This window comes from Martelella sp. AMO21009 (assembly GCF_053484295.1).
The window spans coordinates 57,973-74,953 of record NZ_JBAKFR010000009.1 but is presented as its reverse complement, the minus strand read 5'-3'; the positions used below and the strand labels follow the sequence as shown (position 1 = coordinate 74,953).

Sequence of the window (16,981 nt, the reverse complement as noted above, 5' to 3'; positions counted from 1 at the left end):
CACGGCCGGCAAAGGGTGAACGCGTTTGACTAAGGGCCGGCGCGCTCCTATCAAAGTGAGGTCAAAAAGAATGCACGATCGGAGCGCATGCTCTGCCAGGCAAAGAGACATTGTCGAGGCAGAGAGGGAAGGTTCAGCCTCCGAAGCGGGCAGGTGCGCAGCAGGGGATTTGCGATGCGATGTGGTGCGGGCTCTCTTCAGCGGGCGAACCGATGGAGAGGCTGAAGAATGTGAGGAACGTCCACGATCACAGCCGGACAACCCGGCTGCTGACGGCACTCACGATACTGTTCTTCGCCACACTCGCGGTCGGCACCTATGCGGGCGGCGTATTTGTGCGCGAGTCGTTAAAGGAAGAACGCCGCCTTCTGGCAGAGGGACGGCTGAGCACGTTCGGCAAGGCGCTGCGGAGCATCTTCGAGGTTTCGATCGAGGGGGGCAAAACGCTTTCGGCGGCGCTTGGCAGCGGCAACGACCATTTCGAAAGCGCGACGAAATCCTATCTGGCAACCGCGCCGTGGACCCAGGCGGTCGTCCTGCAACAGCCGGACCAGACCCCGCTGGTGCTCCCGCAATCTGCGCGGGAGGCGGTTCTTTCGATGCCGCTGCCGCCGAAGGAAAATACAAGCCAGCAGTTTTTCGGCCCCTACACGCTACCGGATGGCCAGAAAGGGCTTATCTACCGAATCGAATCAGGTGACGACGTCATCGAACTCGTGATCGGCTTCAGGTCCGTTCTGGAAGCGGTCGGCCTCCTGGAACTTGCCCAGTCGACGCAGTTCTCGGTCGAGGTCGACGGCGCGGGCAAGGCCCAGGCGATTGCTGGAAACGCAAACCTCAACCCGGAAGATACCGTCAATTTCTCCACCCAGATCGGCAATGCCAAATGGACGATCCGCGTCCTGCCCGATCCCCTGAACCAGGGTCCCAATAACTGGAGCCGGATATTCCTGATGTTCGCCGGCATTGTCGTGCTGGCGTTCCTCACCCCGCTGATCGCTCTGATCATTCTTCTCAGGGCGCGATTGCGCGACAGCCGCCATATCGACGAAAGCATGATGGCGATCGACAACCTGTCGCGCCAGCTCTACGTCGCGCTCAACGCCTCGAATATCGGGTTGTGGGAGCATGATCTCGATTCGGGAGAACAGATCTGGGACGATCAGATCCTGAAACTCTACGGGATCGAGGGTCAGGGCCACACACACACGTTCGAAGAATGGCGCAGCTTCCTGCATCCCGACGACCGCGCGCGGATGAAACGGTTCAAATGGCGAGAAACCGGCGATACGGGCTTTCGGCAGGAATATCGCATCGTTACTCCGGACGGCACAGAGAAGACGCTCCGATCGGCGGGCAATGCCTTCCGCGATGCCGCCGGACGACGAAAATATGTCGGCGTGAACTGGGATGTCTCCGCCGACAAGGCGCAGCAGAAGGCGCTGACCGAGGCCAAGGCGCGCGCCGAAGCGCAGAACGCCGAACTGGAAAACGCCCGGCTGCAGATGGAAAAATTCGCGCTCGAGGATCCGCTCACCGGCGTCGCGAACCGGCGGCACTTCGAAAAGAAGCTCGAAGCCGCGCAGAGCGGCGGAACGCTGCGCGAGGGCACCAAACTGGTGCTGATCGACCTGGACGGCTTCAAAACCCTCAACGATACGATGGGCCATGTCTTCGGCGACGACGTGCTGCGCCTTGCGGCGAGAGTTTTCACCGAAAAGCTGGGCCCCGACGATTTTCTGGCCCGCACCGGCGGCGACGAGTTTGTCGTGCTGATGCCGCCGCAAAGCGATGTCGACGCTTTCACGGACGACCTCGCGAATGCCTTTGCCAAGCCGGTTGAAATCGACGGGCGTGCTTGCAGGGTGGGCGTCAGCATAGGCATTGCCACCGTCGACGCCGAACCCATGACCGCCAGCGATCTGCTCGTAAAGGCGGATCTTGCGCTTTACGACGCCAAGAATCGCGGGCGCGGCCGCACCGTACGCTACACCGATGACCTGATGGCGCAAACTTTCGAGTTGAAGCGTCTCGCGGACGACCTGCAGGAAGGGCTGGAACGCGGTGAGATTACCGCTTTCTATCAGCCGATTTTCGACAGCAGGACGTCGGATGTCATCGGCGTGGAGGCGCTCGCCCGCTGGCGGCACCCGCAACGCGGTCTGCTTGAGCCGAAAATGTTCATCGATGTGGCGGAAAAGCACAGCCTGCTGCACCGAATCGATGAGATCGTATTTGCGAAGTCGCTCGACCTGCTGCGCCTTTGCGAAGCCGAAGGCGTCGATCTGCCGACGCTTTCCGTCAATGTTTCCGCCCCGCGCCTGCAGGATCCGTCCCTGTTGCGACAACTCAGGGCCGCCGAACTGCCGCCGGGAAGATTCCATTTCGAACTGCTTGAATCGATCCCTTTCGACGACGGCGACAATGCCCTGCTGAAAATCGTGAACGAAATCCGGAAGACCGGCATCGGCATCGATCTTGATGACTTCGGTTCCAGCAATGCATCACTGGTGGGTCTGACGCAGGTCCGCCCCGACCGGCTTAAAATCGCCGGGCAATTGATCGAGCCGATCGTGCGCGCGCCGGAGAGCCTCGTCATTGTCGAGACAATCGCCAAAATCGCGGAATCCTTTGAAATCGAGGTGATCTGCGAGGGCGTAATGTCCGCGCAGCACCGAGCGATGCTCAATGCGATCGGCTGTCATTTTCAGCAGGGCTATATCTTCTCACGCCCGATGGATGAGACGCAGATCGTGCAATTTCTCGCCCGCCAGCCGCGATAGCGGGAAAAGCAGCCTGCCCGGGAAGGCATGCGCTGAGTGCATACCTTCTATGTTGATAAGACACTCCAAAAAAATAGCAGGGCGCACTATATAGAGGTCAACAGCTTGATCGAGAGACCTAACGGTCGAAATGGTCCCTGGCCCGGAAACGGGTTACATATTCGAAGCAGCGTGCTCCTCCTCCTCCCATACGCGCTTCGATGGGTTGACGACACTCCTCCTCCCCGTCGTCAACCAACGCAAATGACGCTCACCGGATCCTCCTCCCCCGGTGAGCGTTATTTTTTTGTCCAACTCTCCCGTCTTTTTTCAAATCCGTCCTGCAGCTTGGCGCTCAGGCTCCTCGCCGCCCGTTGTTTCTCGGGCGTTCGGAAGTGGTCGTGGACGGCGCCCCATCCGCCTCAAAAATAGCCACACCAACCTGAGTGCACTCGCGATGTGCAACATCACGCACAAATGCATGGCAGTTGCATAAAACTTGCACAACTTTTCCTTCCGAATTCGGGTATATGGACCTCACATAAGAAATCCGGAGCAAGAAGCTCCATAGCGTATCACGAGGAAACACCCATGAACCCGTTCGACCTGACCATGAAATGGTTCTCCTACCGCCGCACCCGCGCCCAGCTGCGCAACCTGTCGGCTGAAGAACTCAAGGATATCGGCCTTCTCCCCTCCGATATCGACCGCGTTTCGGCCCGCGCCTTTCGCTAAGCGAACAGCACGCAAGCCATGATCAACGGCGCCTTCGGGCGCCGTTTGCATTTGTGGCGGGAATGCTTGCCATTGGCGGGCGAGCGATTATGTTTGGCCGGATTTCAAACCGGAACGCCCCTATGACCGACTTCCCGCGCTTTGCCGCCCTTACCCAGAACCTGCCCGCGACCGTGCCCTTTGTGGGACCCGAGGCGCTGGAGCGCACCCGGAACTATCCGATCAACGCCCGGCTCGGCGCCAATGAAAGCGGCTTCGGGCCTGCTTCCACGGTGCTGGCGGCGATCCGCGAGGCGGCGGGCGAAATCTGGAAATATTCCGATCCCGAACATCTGTCGTTGCGCCAGGCCCTTGCCGCCCATCTCGGCTGCGGCAGCGAAAACATCGTGATCGGCGAAGGGGTCGACGGGCTGCTGGGCATGGCCGTGCGGCTGATCGTGGAACCCGGCACCACCGTCGTTACCTCGCTTGGCGGCTACCCGACCTTCAACTACCATGTCGACGGCTATGGCGGCCGGCGCATCAACGTGCCCTATGCCGGCGACCGCGAGGATCTGGACGGACTTATCGAGGCGGTGAAGGCGGAAGACGCCACCATGGTCTATTTCGCCAATCCCGATAATCCCATGGGTAGTTTCTGGCACGCCGACGACGTCATCCGCTTTGCCGACGCGCTGCCGGAAACCTGCATGCTGGTGCTGGACGAGGCCTATTGCGAATGCGGGCCCGCCGAGGCCTTTCCCGAGATTTCCCGCTTTATCGACCGCCCGAATATTCTCCGCTTCCGCACCTTCTCCAAGGCCTACGGACTGGCCGGCGCAAGGGTGGGCTATGCCATCGGCGCGCCGCAGACGATCCGCGCCTTCGACAAGATCCGCAATCATTTCGGCATGCCGCGGTTGAGCCTCGTGGCGGCCGAGGCGGCGCTTGCCGATCAGGCCTATCTGCAGGCCGTGGTCGGCCGCATCATCGCCTCGCGCGAGGAGATTGCCGGGATAGCGCGCGACAACGGTCTTACGCCCCTGCCTTCGGCCACCAACTTCGTGGCGGTCGATTGCGGCCGGGACGGCGCCTATGCCCGCGCCATCGTCGATGCGCTCGGCGCGCGCGGCGTGTTCATCCGGATGCCGGGCGTCGCCCCGCTCAACCGCTGCATCCGCATCTCCACCGGCCCGCACCGCGACATGCAGCTTCTGGCCGAGGAACTGCCGATCGTGCTGGAAGCGCTCGGCTGAAGCCGGGCGCCCCGGTTCGCGACTTGCTCCGGAGGCCTATCGGGCCTTCTGGCCGAACAGCACGGATTGCGCGTCCTTGTCGGTGGCGAGGTTCATCTTTTCCCGCTCCGACTGACCGACCGCAATCCCGGCCTGAACGGCCGGGCGGGCCATGACGGCCTCATACCAGCGCTTGAGATGCGGGAAGTCGTTGAGGTCCTGGCCCTGCCCCTCATGGGACCGGACCCAGCCGATCGACGCCATGTCGGCAATCGAATAGTCGCCGCCGAGATACTCGACCTCCGCAAGCCGCGTGTTCATGACGCCGTAGAGACGGTTGACCTCGTTGGTATAGCGGTTGATGCCGTATTCGATCTTTTCCGGCGCGTATCTGCGGAAATGATGGGCCTGGCCCGCCATCGGCCCGAGGCCGCCGACCTGCCAGAACAGCCATTCCTCGACAGCCACGCGTTCGCGCTCGGTCTCGGGATAGAATTTTTTGAACTTGCGGCCGAGATATTGCAAGATCGCGCCCGACTCGAACACCGAGAGCGGCTCACCACCCGGCCCGTCCGGATCGACGATCGCGGGCATGCGGTTATTGGGCGATATCTTCAGGAATTCGGGCTTGAACTGGTCGCCCTTGCCGATGTTCACATAGTTCACGTTGTAGGGAACGCCGGCCTCCTCAAGATAGATGGTGATCTTGTAGCCGTTGGGCGTGGGCCAGTAATAAAGTTCAATCGGAGTGGTCATGAAATTCATCCTCTTCGTGTCGTAAAACGCCGTTCCAGACGATATAGATCGATATCGAGCCGATAGAAGGCCGACGGGGTTGCAGCAAGTGAGCGCCGATCGGCGGAGAAATGCAAGGGTGACACAATGCGCGACTATGAACCTCTGGCAGCAAGAATCATCAGCCCGGACCGTCAGGAACCGCAGAGCTTCACCGATGCCGGCGAGGCGGTGAAGGCGCTGCAGGCGCTTTACACGCGCAACACCCGGTTTCTGATCGATGCTTTCGTGGCGCTGGCCGGCGGCGCGCCCATCGAGGGGCGCTACCGTGCTTTTTATCCGCAGATCAGCATCGAGACCGGGAGCTACGGCCTTACAGATTCGCGCCTTTCCTTCGGCCATGTCGCAACGCCCGGGCAATATGCGACCGCGATCAGCCATCCGGACCTGTTCGAGGACTATCTCGTCGCCCAGCTTTCCCTGCTGATCAAGAACCACGGCGTGCCAGTGACCGTTGGCGAATCGGAAACGCCGATCCCGCTTCATTTCGCCTTCGGCGAGAATACCCATGTCGAGGCCGACCTGGCCGCACTTGCCGATGTGCCGCTGCGCGACATCTTCGACACACCGGACCTCAACACCACCGACGACCTGATCGCCAATGGCGATTACGAGCCGGAGCCCGGCAAGCCGCAGCCGCTGGCGCCGTTCACGGCACAGCGAGTCGATTATTCGCTGGCCCGGCTCAGCCATTACACGGCGACGTGTTCGGCGCATTTCCAGAATTTCGTGCTGTTCACCAATTATCAGTTCTATGTCGACGAGTTCTGCGCCTTTGCCCGCGAGACCATGGCCAAGGGCGGCGAGGGCTATACCGCCTTCGTCGAGCCCGGCAATGTCATCACCCGGCCGGGCGAGGTCGAGCCGGAGGAAGGCCGCGGCGGACGCCTGCCGCAAATGCCGGCCTATCATCTGAAGCGCGGCGATAATTGCGGGATCTCGATGGTCAATATCGGCGTCGGCCCTTCCAACGCCAAGACGATCACCGATCATATCGCGGTGCTGCGCCCCCATGCCTGGCTGATGCTCGGCCATTGCGCGGGGCTGCGCAACAGCCAGAAGCTCGGCGATTATGTGCTGGCCCATGCCTATGTGCGTGAGGACCATGTGCTGGACGACGACCTGCCGGTCTGGGTGCCGATCCCGGCGCTGGCGGAAGTGCAGCTCGCGCTGGAGGAGGCGGTGGCCGAGGTGACGGGGCTGGAGGGTTATGAGCTGAAGCGGGTGATGCGCACCGGCACCGTGGCGACGATCGACAACCGCAACTGGGAGCTTTCCCACCAGAGCGGACCGGTCAAGCGGCTGTCGCAGTCGCGGGCGATCGCGCTCGATATGGAATCGGCGACGATCGCCGCCAACGGCTTCCGCTTCCGGGTTCCTTACGGGACGCTTCTGTGCGTTTCCGACCGACCGCTGCATGGCGAACTGAAACTGCCCGGCATGGCGACGGCATTTTACACGACGCAGGTGCGCCAGCACCTTCATATCGGCATCAAGGCGGTGCAGAAGCTGGCGGCGATGCCGCCCGAAAGGCTGCATTCGCGCAAACTCAGAAGCTTTTACGAAACCGCCTTCCAGTGATCAGACAAGGTCGCTGCTTTCGGGAACGATCACATGGACTGCGCCCGGATGCTGCTCGATCACGGCGTGATCGATCACATCGATAAGATCGCCATCAAGCGACTGGTCCATATCGCTGTCGGCGAAATCCAGCGTGATCCGGTCGGCCTCGAACAGGGTGATATGCTCGCTGTCCTCGAGATGGCCGGTGAGATAATCCATCGCAAACCCGACCACATTGTCGAAATAGCTCGCCCTCACGAGGTACACGCCGAGCTTTCCGCCCTGCGGGCGGTCGGAGAACGGCACCGGGTTGTCGTGAATGCGGTTGTTGGAAATGCCGAGCAGGGCGAAGCTGCCCTCTCCGTCGCCATGATCGCTCTGATATTTCACTCGGATCGTCGGGACTTGTCTCAGCGTATCGAACCAGGCGCGGGTGCTGGCGGAAATCTTTCCCAGACGCGAATCATAGTCCAGCTTCTCCCGGTTCCTGATCATGGTGGCATGGAGGCCGACGGAAAACTGGTGGATGAAGGGCCGGTCGTTGATCGTCGGCATGTCGACGCGCACGGGCCTGCCATAGGCAAGCTCCTCCAGCGCCTGCTCGATATCGAGCGAGATGCCGAGACTGCGGGCGAACAGGTTCATGGTTCCGGCCGGCACCACGCCGAGCAGCTTGTCCTTGCCATGCAGACAACCGGCCGCGAGCGACACCGTGCCATCTCCGCCACCGACGATCATGCCGTCGAAGCCGGATCCTTCGGCAATCTTCGCGATCGCTTCCTTCACCTCTTCACCTGCGACGATATCGCAGTCGAAGTCATGACCGGCATCGGTGAAGATATTGGTCGCCAGTCTGTGGAACGTGTCCATGTCCGTCGTTCTGAAAGTGCCGCCATCGCGGTTGAAAATGCCCTTGAGACGCATTCGGGTTCCCTGGAAAGGTTGATGCACAATAACGCCGGGCGCGATGCGATGGTTCCGGTTCGGCGCCGGGTGGCGCCGGATGCCGTCATCTACATGTTGGGATAAACCGGCCCCTCGCCCCCTTGCGGCGGCGTCCAGATGATATTCTGGTTGGGGTCCTTGATATCACAGGTTTTGCAGTGGACGCAGTTCTGGGCGTTGATGACGAAGGTTTCCTCGCCATCCTTCTCCACCCATTCATAGACGCCTGCCGGACAGTAGCGGCTGGACGGGCCGGCATAGACCTCAAGTTCGGAGCGTTTCTGGAGCGCCATGTCCTTGACCTTGAGGTGGACCGGTTGATCCTCCTCGTGATTGGTGTTTGACAGGAACACCGACGACAGCCGGTCGAAGGTCAGAACCCCGTCGGGCTTGGGATAGTCGATCGGCTTATGTTTGGCCGCCGGCTCCAGTGCCTCGGCATCGGTCTTGCCGTGCTTGATCGTGCCGAACAGCGAGACGCCGAAAATCGTATTCATCCACATGTCGAAACCACCGAGCGCGATGCCGGCATAGGTGCCGAACTTCGACCAGAGCGGCTTGACGTTGCGAACCCGCTTCAGGTCCTTGCCGATGGCGCTCGCGCGCCAGTCAGCCTCGATCTCGCTGACCTCGTCATTGCTGCGGCCGGCCGAAAGCGCGTCGGCGATGCGATCGGCCGCCAGGATGCCGGAAAGGACGGCATTGTGCGAGCCCTTGATGCGCGGCACGTTGACGAGGCCGGCCGAACAGCCGATCAGCGCGCCGCCGGGGAAGGAGAGCTTCGGCACCGACTGATAGCCGCCCTCGGTAATCGCCCGCGCACCGTAGGACAAGCGCTTGGCGCCCTCGAAGGTGGGCGCGATCCTGGGGTGGGTCTTGAACCGCTGGAACTCCTCGAACGGATAGAGATAGGGGTTCTTGTAGTTAAGATGGACGACGAAGCCGACGGCGACCTGGTTATCCTCCAGATGATAGAGGAAGGAGCCGCCCCCGGTCTTGCCATCGAGCGGCCAGCCGAAGGAATGTTGCACGAGGCCCGGCTTGTGGTTTTCCGGCTTCACCTGCCAGAGTTCCTTGAGGCCGATGCCGAATTTCTGCGGCTCGCGATCGGCATCGAGCTTGAACTTCGCGATCAGTTCCTTGGCGAGCGACCCGCGCACGCCCTCGCCGATCAGCACATATTTGCCGTGCAGTTCCATGCCGCGGGTATAATTCGGGCCGGGCGTGCCGTCGCGTTCGACGCCCATGTCGCCGGTGGCGACGCCCTTGACCGCGCCGTTTTCATCGTAAAGCACTTCGGCGGCGGCGAAGCCGGGATAGATCTCGACGCCGAGCGCCTCGGCCTTTTCGCCGAGCCAACGACAGACATTGCCGAGCGACACGACAAAATTGCCGTGATTGTTCATCAGCGGCGGCATCAGAAAATTGGGCAGCGTGAGCGAACCGGCAGGGCCGAGCAGCAGGAACTGGTCCTTGGTCACCGGCGTCTTGAACGGATGGTCTTCCTCCTCCCGCCAGCCCGGCAGGAGCCGGTCGATGCCCGAGGGATCGACGACCGCTCCGGACAGGATGTGCGCGCCGACTTCCGCGCCCTTTTCCAGCACGACGACGCTGAGGTCCTCGTTGATCTGTTTGAGGCGGATCGCGGCGGCAAGACCAGCGGGGCCCGCTCCCACGATCACCACGTCGAATTCCATGCTTTCGCGTTCCGGTAGGTCTTCGTTCATGCGTATCCTCTTTCCCGGCCGGCCTCGTCCGGCGCGCCGACAAGGTATCGTAATGATTGCAGCATTTTCCAGCGGCAAATGCTGCAAATCTCAATAAAACCGATTTGATAGGCGCGTGTGATAACGTCCGATAGTGATTGAAACACGACGGCGCGAAAGGCTATGGTGCGGCAACCCATCCGGCCCGATTGGCCGTTCGATCCCATACGCTGTTCACAAGGAGTTCGCCATGGATCTCGGTATTGCCGACAAGAAGGCCGTTGTACTCGCCTCCTCGCGGGGCCTTGGCGCCGGCATCGCGGAGGCGCTGGCCAGGGAGGGCGCCCATGTGCTGCTGTGCGGGCGGACGGAAGACCGCCTCGCACAGAACTGCAAGGTGATCAACGACACGACGCCGGGCAAGGCCGATTACGTCATCGCCGATCTCGCCGCCGAAAACGTAGTCGAAACGCTTATGGAGGCGATTGCGGAAAAACTCGGCGGAGCGGACATCCTCGTCAACAATTCCGGCGGGCCGACGCCGGGGACCGTTGCCGACATGACGCCCGAAAAACTCGACCGGTTCTTTAATTCCATGGTCGCGCCGATCATCGCGCTGACCAACCGGCTGATCCCGCGGATGAAGGAAAAGGGCTGGGGGCGAATCGTCACCGTGGCGTCGAGCGGCGTGCAAGAGCCGATCCCCAATCTCGCGCTTTCCAATACGCTGCGCTCCGCCCTTGTCGGCTGGAACAAGACGCTTGCAAGCGAGGTCGCCGCCTCGGGGATAACCGCCAATCTTCTGCTGCCGGGACGCATCCACACCGACCGCATCGACGAACTGGACCACGCGAACGCCGAGCGCAGCGGCAAGAGCCTTGCCGAGGTGCGCAAGGGAACGCTGACCGCGATACCGGCGGGTCGTCTCGGGCGGGTGGAGGAGTTCGCGGCGATCGCGGCTTTCCTCTGCTCGCAGCAGGCAAGCTACCTGACCGGCAGCCTCGTGCGCTGCGACGGCGGCGCGACGCGCAGCATCTGACAGGAGCATCATGACCACCGCCAGCGCGCTCACAGCCCGGGAAGCCGCAGCCCTCCTCAGCTTCTACGCCGATGCCGGCGTGGATGCGATGCTGGAGGATGAGGCGACGGACCTGACCCGGCTCGCTGCCGAGAATGCCGAGGCGCCGCGCGCCGAACCCGAACCACGGGCAGCGGCGGCGAAGACCAAGGCGCGCGCGCCCGAACCGCCAAGAGCAGCGCCCGCCGTCCATACCACGATCCCCGATGACAAGGCGGTTTCCGATGCGGCGTTTGCCGCCGAGAGCGCGCGTTCGCTTGCCGAGCTTGCCGAGATCGTTCAAGGCTTCACCGGCTGCAATCTGAAGCAGAATGCCCGCTCCACCATTCTCCTCGAAGACATGCCGGAAAGCGGGATCCTGATGGTTTGCGGTTTCCCGACAGGCGAGGACGACAAGGCCGGCGCCGCTCTTTCTGGCCCGGCCGGCGGTCTGTTCGAGCGGATGCTGGCCGCGATCGGGCTGTCGCGCGCCGATGTCGGCGTCACCACCGCACTGCCGTGGCGCACGCCCGGCGACCGCGCCCCGACCGCCTCCGAGGCGCAGATCTGCCAGCCATTTCTCGAGCGCCAGATCGCGCTTGCGGAACCGAAACTGCTGGTGACGCTCGGTAATTTCGCCTGCCGGATGACGATCGACCCGAACAAGACCGTGTTCGATCTTCGCGGCAGCTGGCACAAAAAGGAGATCGGCGGCCAGAGCTTCGAGACGCTCGTCACCTTCTCCCCCTCGGAACTGCTGGCCGCGCCGAAGAACAAGAAAGAGGCATGGCTGGACCTTCAGGCGCTTCGCGCCCGGCTGGGGTGACCGCCCGTTTCTTCATCTATTTATTTTCTGTTAATGCCGACATGCGCCCACCGCATAGCAGCCCTCCGGCAGGTCCCATTGCTGCGATTGCGCGAAACTGAGATAAAGCATCATGTCTTGGGAGGATCACAGGAACCAAGGCAGATGAAACCTACTGACGATATGGACGCCACTTTGATGCAGAACACACGCCTTTCGCTCGAGCTCGGACGTTCGACCAATGGTTACCATGGCCAGCGCGGCATCGACCGGGCGATTGCCAAGGGATTTTCCAAGCTCGTCGGTCACCATGATGCTCGCGCACTGCGGCCCGCGCCGCGCGCGCTCGGAGCCTGAGGAGCGCCCTTCTCCACGGAGAAGCGAGGCTTTCCAGAAATATTGCAGTTAAGATATTTCATGACGCAAGAGCCGGCCGCCGCGCCGGCTCTTTTTTATGCGACCTCGGAGCGCTTCAGGCGTCGTAGGTGACTTCCACGGTCGTGCCACTGGATATGCCGGAGCTGATCGAAAAGCCGAGACCGAGCGCCGCGGCCCTCTTCTGGGCCTCCACCAGGCCGGTATGCGAAATGCCGAGCGCGAGTTCCGGCTGCTTGAAGACGGCGTCCAGTTCCTGCTCGCTGAGCCCGCGTCCGATATCGATGAAACGGGCGATGAAACCCGCATTGCCCTCAGGCGCCAGAGTGATCCTCGCCTCGCAATAGGGCGGCGACACGGCAATGGCGCGCTCCACCAGATGCTCGAACATCGCGGTGAGCGTGTCCTCGTCGAGCCGGACATGTTTCTCGCCATCGTCGATATCGGATACCAGCAGCAGGCTCTCCGAAATCGCTTCGCCGCGATGGCGATCGATTGCCGCGGACAGGCATTTTGCCGGAGAGATCAGCGGCAGCTCATGGCTGCGTTCCTTCTCGTCTTTCACCGACTCGAATTCCGCGTAGATGTCGCGCCGGCCGGGCGCCCAGCTTACCCGCTTCGCCGCGTCCGCCGGACCATCCGACGCTGTTTTTGTGACAGCGCTATCAACGTTATCTCCCAACCGTTCTTCGACGCCTTCTGCTTCGCTATCGCGAACCGGCTTGGCTGGCTCGCCTGAAGGTAGAGTTCGCGGAGGCATGGACCGGCCGTCTTCCGCCCGCGCCTGCTGCAGGCTCTGGACCCCCTGCGCGGCAGAGACGCGCCGGGCGTGGTTGTTCCATGGCATTTGGTTGGCGAGCGGCGCGGCCTTTTGCGGTTGCGTGGACGGCGCGGGACGAGCGGCTTCGCGCGCGATCGGCTCCCGCCCGAAGTCCGGGTCGTCCACCTTCGGCATAGACGGTTGTCGCGTCGGGGCGGTCGCGGCGATGGGCGTTGCAACCACGCAAACGCCGTCGCGATGGCGCATACGGGCAAGAGAAAGATTGACGACGCGCGGGGGCGCGGCGGCCAGGTCGGCGCGCACCTCTTCCAGACGGTTGCCCGGTTCGTCGCCCAGGACGCGCGCAAGCGCAAGATCGATCCGCGCCGCTCCATGAATATCAAACAGAGAGGCGAGCCGCGTCCCGCTCAGGTCGCGCGCCTTGTCGTCCGGTTGGAAAAATGTGATGGCGGCTTCATTGGCAAGTTCGATCACGCCGGCGGCATTGACCAGCAGTACGCTTTCAGGCGCCTGGTTGAGCGTCTGCACCACTTGTGCGTTGTCCGCTTTGCGCGGGACCTCGGAATTCATTAAGCGCACCCGATTATCTTCCCAATGCCGGTTCATATTGGCCAGCCTCCAGGGGTTTTCAACCTCGCAGCGGATCGCCGCAAACAAGAGCCGAAGAGTTAGGCTATTATATTATGAGTGCTGGGTAAATTGTGTCTTAAACAACGATTTTCGAAAAAACGCGGCTCTCCGCTCCATGCCCCTCTCAGGCGAAATGGGTGAAGGCCTCGTCGATGTGATGGGATTTTACGGCCTGCCAGCGGCAATATTCTTCGATGAACAGCCTGTCGATCCACATCTCGCTCTCGAATGGCCGGCGGCTCCAGCCGAGGACGCCGATCTCGACGGCCTTGTTCAAAATGCGCTGCAGATGGGTGCGGGATATGAAAATCCGCTCGGAAAGGCGCCGCGCATTGATCGGCGGTATCAGGTAGCGTTCGCCCTCAGGCGCGCCAGCGCCGATCTGCGAGACAATGTGATCCATCACCATGCCGCCCGAAATCGTGTTCTGCAGAAGAGCGACGCGCGGCGGCGGTTCTCGCCAGGCGGGGTCGTTCAGACAATTCCAGGCAAGACGCGGCTGGATCGAAAAGACAATATCCGGCCTCTCCATCAACACGGACACGCGGTTATGCCCATCGATTCCATCGAGCATTGCCAGATTGAGCCCCACCCACTCCATCAGCGCCGATTTCACGATCTCGGTGGGCTTCCAGTAACGCGGCCGGATGCGGCGGCTGTCGGGATCGACTTCGATGAAGCCGTATTGCGCGGATTCATTGATGAAAGCGCGGATCGTATTCGGGCTGGCGACCTTGAACGGGGTCAGCACCTCGATCAGACGGTTGACCGTCAGGCCGCCTTCATCGCCCCAGTAGAGCGCCAGCGCCGTCTGGGAAATCAACCACCGACGCTGGGACGCGAGATTGGCGCCGAGGCGCTGGTTGGTGTGATAAACGTCCGCCAGGGCTTCACCATAATATGCAAGTGACGGCAGGAAACTTGGATGCGAACAAATGACGTCAACGGAAAGTGGCATGTCGTAGCTGAACCCGGGCGCATTATCTCGACCGGAGACTATGGTCCGATCGATTCCTTTTTTGAAAACTTATACCAAGAGTCAATGATTGGGACCCATATGACCGGAGCGATTTTGAAAGCTAGCTAGGCGAAAGCCGCAGTCGTAGCCAAAAAGGCAGTCACCTTTTCCGCCATGGCGGTTGCGGCATGGCCGGGAAAATCCTATAGGCCGGGCGTTGTCACGGGCCAGTCTCGAAGAGAGCCATCGAAACCCGTAACGGTCGGAGCGGATCGATCATGTTTGCCAGCCTGTTCTCCATCGCCAGCCTGATGCTGTCCACCTTCCTGATGATGGTGGGCTACGGCTTGATGAACTATCTGGTGCCGGTGCGCGCCGTTGCCGAAGGCTGGTCGCCGCTGCTGATTTCACTGATCGCGACCGGCTACACGGTGGGCTTCACGCTCTCATGCATTGTCACGCCGACGCTTGTGCTGCGGGTCGGCCATGTGCGGGTGTTCGGCGCGTTGATAACGCTTTTGACGGCGGCAATTCTTGCAAGCTCGCTGATGGTGGAATGGCAGGTCTGGGTGGCGCTGCGCGCCGTCGCCGGCTTTGCCGTTGCCGGGTGCTATCTGGTGATCGAGAGTTGGCTGAACGAGCGGGTGACAAACGAGACCCGCGGATCGATGTTTTCGGTCTACATGATCGTGACGCTCGGCGGGGCGATTGCCGGGCAGTATCTGGTGCCGCTCGGCGATCCCCGGACGACGACGTTGTTCATCGTTTGCGGAATACTGTTCGCGATTTCGATCCTGCCGACCGCGCTCTCGACGGCGCAGTCCCCGGCCCCGATCGCCAAGGTTCAGCTCGGGCTCGGCAAGCTTTACAGCCGCTCCCCCGTGGCTTTCATCGGCGCGATCCTGGCCGGCATCCTGTCCGGTACCTGGAGCAGTCTCGGCGGCGTCTATACCACCGGCAGCGGGCTTTCGACGGGACAGGGGGCAACGCTGCTCGCCTGCGTTCTGGCAGGCGGCGCGCTCGGCCAGATCCCGATCGGCAGGATTTCGGACATGACCGACCGGCGCTACGTCATGATAGCCTGCGGAGCGGCGGGTGTGGTTTCGGCCTTCGCGATGTTCTTCATGACGCCGCTGACGCCCAATCTGCTCTATATTACCGCCTTCATCGTCGGCTCGATGCTATATCCGATCTACGCGCTGAACGTGGCCCATGCCAATGACCGCGCGGACCCCAGCGAATATGTCACGATCTCCAGCTCGCTGATGGTGCTTTACGGCCTCGGCACCGTCGCCGGGCCGCTGATCGGCGGCGGCGCGATGGAGCTTGCCGGCCCGCGCGGGCTGATGCTCTATCTGGCTGTCGGCTTTGCGATCTACGGCGCCTATGCCGGCTGGCGAGTATGGCGCGGCAACCCGACCGTTCACCCCGATGACCGCGCGGACTTCCACGCGATCGCCGTCCCGATGCGCGGCACGGACCCCGCCGGCAGCATCGCCGTGGATTACGAGGAGGAATACGACCCCTCGACCTTCGACGAGACCTCCCGCACCGGATAGACGCTGCCGGTCAGTTCGGGTTCTGTGAGGATGAGACGCGGCGAAGGTTCCGGCGCTCAAGCCCGAGCTTGTGCTCGCGGTAGATGATGAATATGCCGGCGCCAACGACGATGACCGAGCCGGCCATGGTGTTCAGGGTTGGGATCTCCCCGAAGACGAAGAGCGAGATAAGTATCCCGAAGATGATCGAGCTATAATCGAAGGGCGCGATGGTGGAGGCGTCGGCGAAGCGGTAGGATTCGGTCATCATGATCTGCCCGGCGCCGCCGAACAGGCCGGAAGCGATCAGCAGCGCGAGCGGCAGCGCACCCAGATCGCCCCAGCCGAACGGGAGGGTCGCAAGCGAGATCAGGGCGGCGAAGGTGGAGAAATAGAGCGCGATGGTCGGTCCGGTCTCGGTCACCAGCAGCCTGCGCACCTGCACCATGGCCAGCGCGCCGAGGCAGGCGCCGGCTAGCACCATGACCACCGCCAGTGCCTCCGTTTCGCCGATCCCGCCCTGGCGGAACAGGGTCAGCTTGGGCCAGGAGATGATCAGCACCCCGAACAGCCCCACCACAACCGCCGACCAGCGATAGATCCGCACGACCTCGCCGAGCAGCAACGCAGCAAACACGACCGACAGCAGCGGCAGGGCATAGCCGAGCGCGATCACCTCCGGAAGCGGCAGGTGCATGAGGCCGTAGAACCCCATGCCCATGGAGGTGATTCCGATAAGACTGCGGACGAAATGCCCGAAGGGGCGCGAAGTTCTGTAGGCGCCCCTCAGTTCACGACGCCAGGCGAGGTAGACGATGATCGGCACGATGCCGAACAGCGAGCGATAGAAGGTCACCTGCCCCGGCGCGATGCCGCTGCCGGCAAGCTTGATGCAGGTCTGCATGCAGAGAAACGCGAGGATCGAAGACAGTTTCAGGATGATCCCGCGCAGGGGATCGTCAGGCGCTTGCGGCATTCTGGGGCATTCTTCCCGTTCGGTGGGTGGGTACTAACCATAGGCCAGATAGGGCGGGAATGCACAGTTTTCCCGCCGCGCAGCCAAAGATTTGCTTTTTTGAACATTCGGCGCTTTCTTAGCGCACAAATCGCTCAGGCG

The 16,981-nt window shown here is 62.0% G+C and carries 14 protein-coding genes; 8 read left to right on the top strand and 6 right to left on the bottom strand.

Annotated elements, in window-relative coordinates:
- The first annotated feature begins 212 nt into the window (after nucleotides 1-212).
- The 3 genes from V6766_RS12495 (at nucleotide 213) to V6766_RS12485 (ending at nucleotide 4,732) form a co-directional block, all read left to right on the top strand.
- Nucleotides 213-2,783, top strand: coding sequence for a putative bifunctional diguanylate cyclase/phosphodiesterase (locus V6766_RS12495; RefSeq protein ID WP_448466881.1), 2,571 nt, complete (start codon nucleotides 213-215; stop codon nucleotides 2,781-2,783).
- Nucleotides 2,784-3,353: 570 nt separating this feature from the next.
- Nucleotides 3,354-3,497, top strand: coding sequence for a DUF1127 domain-containing protein (locus V6766_RS12490; RefSeq protein WP_018066572.1), 144 nt, complete (start codon nucleotides 3,354-3,356; stop codon nucleotides 3,495-3,497).
- Between the two features lie 122 nt (nucleotides 3,498-3,619).
- Nucleotides 3,620-4,732 carry a pyridoxal phosphate-dependent aminotransferase gene (locus V6766_RS12485; RefSeq protein ID WP_448466879.1) on the top strand — a complete coding sequence of 371 codons (1,113 nt, stop codon included), beginning with the start codon at nucleotides 3,620-3,622 and terminating at the stop codon, nucleotides 4,730-4,732.
- A 36-nt stretch (nucleotides 4,733-4,768) separates the two neighbouring features.
- Here V6766_RS12485 and V6766_RS12480 read toward each other — a convergent pair whose 3' ends face one another.
- Entirely contained in the window at nucleotides 4,769-5,467 is a 699-nt protein-coding gene (locus V6766_RS12480; protein ID WP_448466877.1) for a glutathione S-transferase N-terminal domain-containing protein, read from the bottom strand.
- A 126-nt stretch (nucleotides 5,468-5,593) separates the two neighbouring features.
- Between V6766_RS12480 and V6766_RS12475 the strand changes: the two genes are divergently transcribed.
- Nucleotides 5,594-7,087 carry an AMP nucleosidase gene (locus V6766_RS12475; protein WP_448466875.1) on the top strand — a complete coding sequence of 498 codons (1,494 nt, stop codon included), beginning with the start codon at nucleotides 5,594-5,596 and terminating at the stop codon, nucleotides 7,085-7,087.
- Here the strand turns inward: V6766_RS12475 and V6766_RS12470 are convergent, their stop codons facing one another.
- Together V6766_RS12470 and V6766_RS12465 are read right to left on the bottom strand one after the other, a co-directional pair.
- Nucleotides 7,088-7,993 (bottom strand): diacylglycerol/lipid kinase family protein, encoded by a 906-nt coding sequence (locus tag V6766_RS12470; protein WP_448466873.1) that lies wholly within the window; start codon nucleotides 7,991-7,993, stop codon nucleotides 7,088-7,090. It abuts the gene before it with no gap.
- 89 nt (nucleotides 7,994-8,082) lie between these two features.
- Nucleotides 8,083-9,741 carry an electron transfer flavoprotein-ubiquinone oxidoreductase gene (locus V6766_RS12465; protein ID WP_448466871.1) on the bottom strand — a complete coding sequence of 553 codons (1,659 nt, stop codon included), beginning with the start codon at nucleotides 9,739-9,741 and terminating at the stop codon, nucleotides 8,083-8,085.
- 229 nt (nucleotides 9,742-9,970) lie between these two features.
- Between V6766_RS12465 and V6766_RS12460 the strand changes: the two genes are divergently transcribed.
- The 3 genes from V6766_RS12460 (at nucleotide 9,971) to V6766_RS12450 (ending at nucleotide 11,939) form a co-directional block, all read left to right on the top strand.
- Nucleotides 9,971-10,759 (top strand): SDR family oxidoreductase, encoded by a 789-nt coding sequence (locus V6766_RS12460; RefSeq protein WP_448466869.1) that lies wholly within the window; start codon nucleotides 9,971-9,973, stop codon nucleotides 10,757-10,759.
- A 10-nt stretch (nucleotides 10,760-10,769) separates the two neighbouring features.
- Nucleotides 10,770-11,603, top strand: coding sequence for a uracil-DNA glycosylase (locus V6766_RS12455; RefSeq protein ID WP_448466867.1), 834 nt, complete (start codon nucleotides 10,770-10,772; stop codon nucleotides 11,601-11,603).
- Nucleotides 11,604-11,747: 144 nt separating this feature from the next.
- Nucleotides 11,748-11,939, top strand: coding sequence for a hypothetical protein (locus V6766_RS12450; protein ID WP_448429731.1), 192 nt, complete (start codon nucleotides 11,748-11,750; stop codon nucleotides 11,937-11,939).
- A 115-nt stretch (nucleotides 11,940-12,054) separates the two neighbouring features.
- On the opposite strand, the gene V6766_RS12445 is transcribed toward V6766_RS12450, so the two are convergent.
- Nucleotides 12,055-13,344 (bottom strand): PAS domain-containing protein, encoded by a 1,290-nt coding sequence (locus tag V6766_RS12445; protein WP_448466864.1) that lies wholly within the window; start codon nucleotides 13,342-13,344, stop codon nucleotides 12,055-12,057.
- A gap of 148 nt (nucleotides 13,345-13,492) precedes the next feature.
- Nucleotides 13,493-14,326 (bottom strand): hypothetical protein, encoded by an 834-nt coding sequence (locus V6766_RS12440; protein WP_448466862.1) that lies wholly within the window; start codon nucleotides 14,324-14,326, stop codon nucleotides 13,493-13,495.
- Nucleotides 14,327-14,604: 278 nt separating this feature from the next.
- Here V6766_RS12440 and V6766_RS12435 point away from each other — a divergent pair, with 278 nt between their 5' ends.
- Complete coding sequence (locus tag V6766_RS12435; RefSeq protein ID WP_448466860.1) at nucleotides 14,605-15,885, top strand: MFS transporter; 1,281 nt, start codon at nucleotides 14,605-14,607, stop codon at nucleotides 15,883-15,885.
- Between the two features lie 10 nt (nucleotides 15,886-15,895).
- Here the strand turns inward: V6766_RS12435 and V6766_RS12430 are convergent, their stop codons facing one another.
- Nucleotides 15,896-16,840, bottom strand: coding sequence for a DMT family transporter (locus tag V6766_RS12430; RefSeq protein ID WP_448466857.1), 945 nt, complete (start codon nucleotides 16,838-16,840; stop codon nucleotides 15,896-15,898).
- Between the last annotated feature and the right edge of the window lie 141 nt (nucleotides 16,841-16,981).